The organism is Streptomyces sp. NPDC059371 (assembly GCF_042751995.1).
Taxonomy (GTDB): Bacteria; Actinomycetota; Actinomycetes; order Streptomycetales; family Streptomycetaceae; genus Streptomyces.
This window is the reverse complement of sequence record NZ_JBHYXD010000193.1, coordinates 1-4625: the sequence shown is the minus strand read 5'-3', so window position 1 is coordinate 4625 and position 4625 is coordinate 1. Positions and strand designations below refer to the sequence as shown.

Sequence of the window (4625 nt, the reverse complement as noted above, 5' to 3'; positions counted from 1 at the left end):
GGCGCCCACCCCCGCTCTATATCTGGCTTTGTGTTGGGGGGGGTGCCTCACATAATACAATCCGCGGCGGGGGGGGGGGGGGGGCGGGCCCCCCCCCCCCCCCCGGCGGGGGTATGGCCTACTGCTCCTCGAACAGGCTCGTCACCGAGCCGTCCTCGAAGACCTCACGCACCGCGTCGGCGATCGTCGGAGCGATCGACAGCACCGTGATCTTGTCGAGCTCCAGCTCACCCGGGGTCGGCAGGGTGTCCGTGAAGATGAACTCGCTGACCTTGGAGTTCTTCAGACGGTCGGCCGCCGGGCCGGAGAGCACACCGTGCGTGGCCGTCACGATGACGTCCTCCGCACCGTGCGCGAAGAGCGCGTCGGCGGCGGCGCAGATGGTGCCACCGGTGTCGATCATGTCGTCGACGAGGACACAGACGCGGCCCTTCACGTCACCGACCACCTCGTGGACGGTGACCTTGTTGGCGACGTCCTTGTCGCGGCGCTTGTGCACGATGGCCAGCGGAGCGTCCAGACGGTCGCACCAGCGGTCGGCGACCCGCACCCGGCCGGCGTCCGGGGAGACGACGGTGAGCTTGGACCTGTCGACCTTCGCACCCACGTAGTCGGCGAGGATCGGCAGCGCGAACAGGTGGTCCACCGGGCCGTCGAAGAAGCCCTGGATCTGGTCGGTGTGCAGATCGACCGTGAGGATGCGGTCCGCGCCGGCCGTCTTCATCAGGTCCGCGATCAGACGCGCCGAGATCGGTTCACGTCCACGGTGCTTCTTGTCCTGACGGGCGTAACCGTAGAAAGGCACGATCACGGTGATGCTCCGGGCGGACGCCCGCTTCAGAGCGTCGATCATGATGAGCTGTTCCATGATCCACTTGTTGATGGGGGCCGTGTGGCTCTGCATCAGGAAGCAGTCGGCGCCGCGCGCGGACTCCTGGTAGCGGATGTAGATCTCGCCGTTCGCGAAGTCGAAGGCCTTCGTCGGGACGACCCCGACACCCAGCTTGTGGGCGACCTCCTGGGCAAGCTCGGGGTGGGCGCGGCCGGAGAAGAACATCATCTTCTTCTTGCCGGTCGTCTTGATCCCGGTCACAGCACTGTCTCCTCAGAGGTCATCTCAGTGGGCGTGAGAGGTCTTCTCGGCTGGGTTGCGAGAGGGCTTCTCAGCGGGGTGCGGGTGTGCACTTATCACGGTACGCCGTCCCAGACGTGCCGTTTTCCGGTCAGCCTTCGCCTTCCGGTTCCCGGGAGGCGGTCTCCGCGGCCTTCGCGGCGGCGCTTCCGGGACGCTTGCGAGCCACCCAGCCCTCGATATTGCGCTGCTGGCCACGGGCCACGGCCAGCGAACCGGGCGGCACGTCCTTCGTGATGACGGAGCCCGCCGCGGTGTACGCGCCGTCCCCGACCGTGACAGGAGCCACAAACATGTTGTCCGAACCCGTACGGCAGTGCGAGCCGATCGTGGTGTGGTGCTTCTCCTGCCCGTCGTAGTTCACGAACACGCTGGCGGCACCGATGTTCGAGTACTCGCCGATCGTCGCGTCACCGACGTACGACAGGTGCGGGATCTTCGTCCCCTCGCCGATCGTCGCGTTCTTCGTCTCGACGTACGTGCCGACCTTGGCCTTCAGGCCGATCCGCGTGCCCGGACGCAGATAGGCGAACGGGCCCACCTTCGCCTGCGGGCCCACCTCGGCGGTGTCGGCCACGGTGTTGTCGACGCGGGCGCCCGCACCCACCCGGGTGTCCTTCAGACGGCAGTTGGGCCCGACCTCGGCGCCCTCGGCGACATGCGTGGCGCCCTGGAGCTGCGTCCCGGGGTGCACGATCGCGTCCTGCTCGAAGGTGACCGTCACGTCGACCCAGGTCGTCGCGGGGTCGATCACGCTGACGCCGGCCAGCATGGCCCGCGTCAGCAGCCGGTCGTTCAGGATGCGGTGGGCCTCGGCGAGCTGTACGCGGTTGTTGATGCCGGCGATCTCGCGGTGGTCGGCGGCGACGGCCGCGCCCACCCGGTGCCCGGCCTCGCGCAGGATCCCGAGGACGTCCGTCAGGTACTCCTCGCCCTGGCTGTTGTCCGTGCGCACCTTGCCGAGCGCGTCGGCGAGGAGCTGGCCGTCGAAGGCGAAGACGCCCGAGTTGATCTCGCGGATCGCGCGCTGCGAGTCGGTCGCGTCCTTGTGCTCGACGATCGCGGTGACCGCGCCGCTGGCGCCGTCCCGCACGATGCGGCCGTAGCCGGTGGCGTCGGGGACCTCGGCGGTCAGCACGGTGACGGCGTTGCCGTCGGCGCTGTGGGTCGAGGCCAGCGCGAGCAGGGTCTCTCCGCTGAGCAGGGGGGTGTCGCCGCAGACCACGACGACCGTGCCGTCCACGCCGGCGCCGAGCTCTTCGAGGCCCATCCGTACCGCGTGCCCGGTGCCGTTCTGCTCGGCCTGCACCGCCGTCCGGACGTCCGGGTCGATCTCCGCGAGGTGTCCGACGACCTTCTCGCGGGCGTGCCCGACGACGACGACCAGGTTCTCGGGGTTCAACTCGCGCGCGGCGGCGAGCACATGACCGACGAGGGAGCGTCCGCAGATGTCGTGCAGAACCTTGGGTGTGGCCGATTTCATACGGGTGCCCTCACCCGCTGCAAGTACGACGACGGCTGCCGGGCGATTGGCGCTCACGGGGTTGCCCTTCGGCTTCGGATGGCGGGGTGTGGACATCCGCAGGATACCGGGGCGAATCAGGAGGGATGTGGGAGAGGGCCTGATGGCGCTGTCAGGGGCCGGATCGACCAAGGCTCCCCCGCCAGGACTCGAACCCGGACAGATGGCACCAAAAGCCACAGTGCTGCCAATTACACCACGGGGGAATGAACTCGATCGAACCGGACATTTGGTCGGCTCGTCGAGTCGGCACCCAACACTATGCCGTACCGGATGCCCTCCGTGCGACGGTACAACTCGGCGCTTCCCGCGCGGCAGATGACCGGGTGGTCCCGGAGGCCGTCCGAGGTGTCCGCGGCGGTCCGGTGTTTGCGTTCCTGTGCTTGCGGGACCGGGAGCCGCCCGGGGCCGGTGGTGTTCGCGGGGCCGGGGAATCCGGCGGGGGTGTGGTGTAGGCCAGTCGGTGAAACTCACCGGAAATGGTTCGGGGTGCAACCGTAGGCTGGAGGCATGACCACGACGGGGGAAGAGCACACCGGGGCCGGGAACGGGCCGTGGTGGTGGGTCGGATGGCGCGGTGCGGTGTTGGACGGGGGGCTCGCTCTGGCGTCCGCGTTCGAGTGCGGCGGGGAGGGGGTCCGCTTCGCTCACGACGCGGGACTGCCCGTTCCGGTGGGGGTCGCGTTCGGGACGGTGGCCGGGTCCGTACTGCTGGTACGGCGGAAGTGGCCGATCGCGGTCGTCCTGGTGTCCATCGCGATCACGCCCGCCCAGATGGGGTTCCTGATGGGACTCGTCGGGCTCTACACACTCGCCGCCTCCGAACTGCCCCGGCGCATCACCGCGGCACTGGCCGGGATGTCCTTCGCCGGCATGCTGATCGTCACGTTCGTCCGGGCGCACCAGAGCGTCGTGGACGGGGACGTGCCGATGGGGAACTGGCTCGTCCCCTTCGCCTCCATCACGACGGCCATCGGGATGACCGCGCCGCCCGTGCTGCTCGGGCTGTACATGGGGGCCAGGCGCCGGCTCATGGAGAGCCTGCGGGAGCGGGCGGACTCGCTGGAGCGGGAGCTCCAGCTTCTCGCGGAGCGGGCGGAGGAGCGGGCGGAGTGGGCGCGCAACGAGGAGCGCACCCGGATCGCGCGGGAGATGCACGACGTGGTCGCGCACCGGGTCTCCTTGATGGTCGTCCACGCGGCGGCGCTTCAGGCCGTCGCCCGGAAGGATCCCGAGAAGGCCGTGAAGAACGCCGCCCTGGTGGGGGACATGGGGCGGCAGGCGCTGACCGAGCTGAGAGAGATGCTGGGCGTGCTCCGCACGGGGGACGGGCTGCGGGCGCGCGTGCCGTCGGTGCCGCTGGCGGCCGTGGGGGCCGCCGCGGCCGCCGCCGCGTCGCGGGCGGCCGGTGACTCCTCCGGGGCCGGTGAGGGGCCGAGTCTGGCCGAGATCGACGAGCTGATCGGGCAGTCGGCGGCGGCCGGGATGGTCGTGGCCCTGTCGGTCGAGGGGGACATGCGGGCGTACGCCCGCGAGATCGAGCAGACCGCCTACCGGGTGGTGCAGGAGGCGTTGACGAACGTCCACAAGCACGCGGCGGGGGCCAAGACGTATGTCCGGCTGGCGCATCGGGTGTCCGAGATCGCGATGCAGGTGGAGAACGAGTGTCCGCCGGAGGTGGGGGCGGGGTCGTCCGTCGGGCTGCCCAGTGGGGGGAACGGGCTGCTGGGGATGAAGGAGCGGGTGGCCGCGCTCGGGGGTGTGTTCGTGTCGGGGCCCACGGACGCGGGTGGGTTCCGGGTGTCGGCGGTCATCCCCGCGTAGCGCCGGCGCCGGCGTCACCGGGTTCCGGTCGCTGCGCTTGCCGTCGCGGTTCCGGTCCGGTGGGTGGGTCGGGGCCGTGCCGGTGCATCAGCCCGTCGCCGTTGGGTGAGGCGTGACCGTCGGTGGCGACGGGCATCGATGTACCGG

3 protein-coding genes and 1 tRNA gene are annotated in these 4625 nt (G+C 70.1%); 1 reads left to right on the top strand and 3 read right to left on the bottom strand.

Translation table 11 applies throughout. The features are described 5' to 3' along the window. Nucleotides 1-118 precede the first annotated feature (118 nt). From ACFXGX_RS43025 to ACFXGX_RS43015, 3 genes are all read right to left on the bottom strand, one after another. A complete protein-coding gene (locus ACFXGX_RS43025; RefSeq protein ID WP_384803899.1) occupies nt 119-1093 on the bottom strand; it encodes a ribose-phosphate diphosphokinase in 975 nt (324 codons plus the stop codon). 130 nt (nt 1094-1223) lie between these two features. Continuing rightward, complete coding sequence (gene glmU, locus ACFXGX_RS43020; RefSeq protein WP_384803896.1) at nt 1224-2672, bottom strand: bifunctional UDP-N-acetylglucosamine diphosphorylase/glucosamine-1-phosphate N-acetyltransferase GlmU; 1449 nt, start codon at nt 2670-2672, stop codon at nt 1224-1226. 116 nt (nt 2673-2788) lie between these two features. Then, nucleotides 2789-2860 (bottom strand) — tRNA-Gln (locus ACFXGX_RS43015). Between the two features lie 304 nt (nt 2861-3164). Between ACFXGX_RS43015 and ACFXGX_RS43010 the strand changes: the two genes are divergently transcribed. After that, on the top strand, nt 3165-4478 hold the full coding sequence (locus tag ACFXGX_RS43010; RefSeq protein ID WP_384803893.1) for a sensor histidine kinase: 1314 nt from the start codon (nt 3165-3167) through the stop codon (nt 4476-4478). Nucleotides 4479-4625 lie beyond the last annotated feature (147 nt).

What these genes read in the sequence shown, in the direction of transcription:
- ACFXGX_RS43010 (WP_384803893.1), top strand. Translation starts at nt 3,165, where the DNA reads ATGACCACGACGGGGGAAGAGCACACCGGGGCCGGGAACGGGCCGTGG.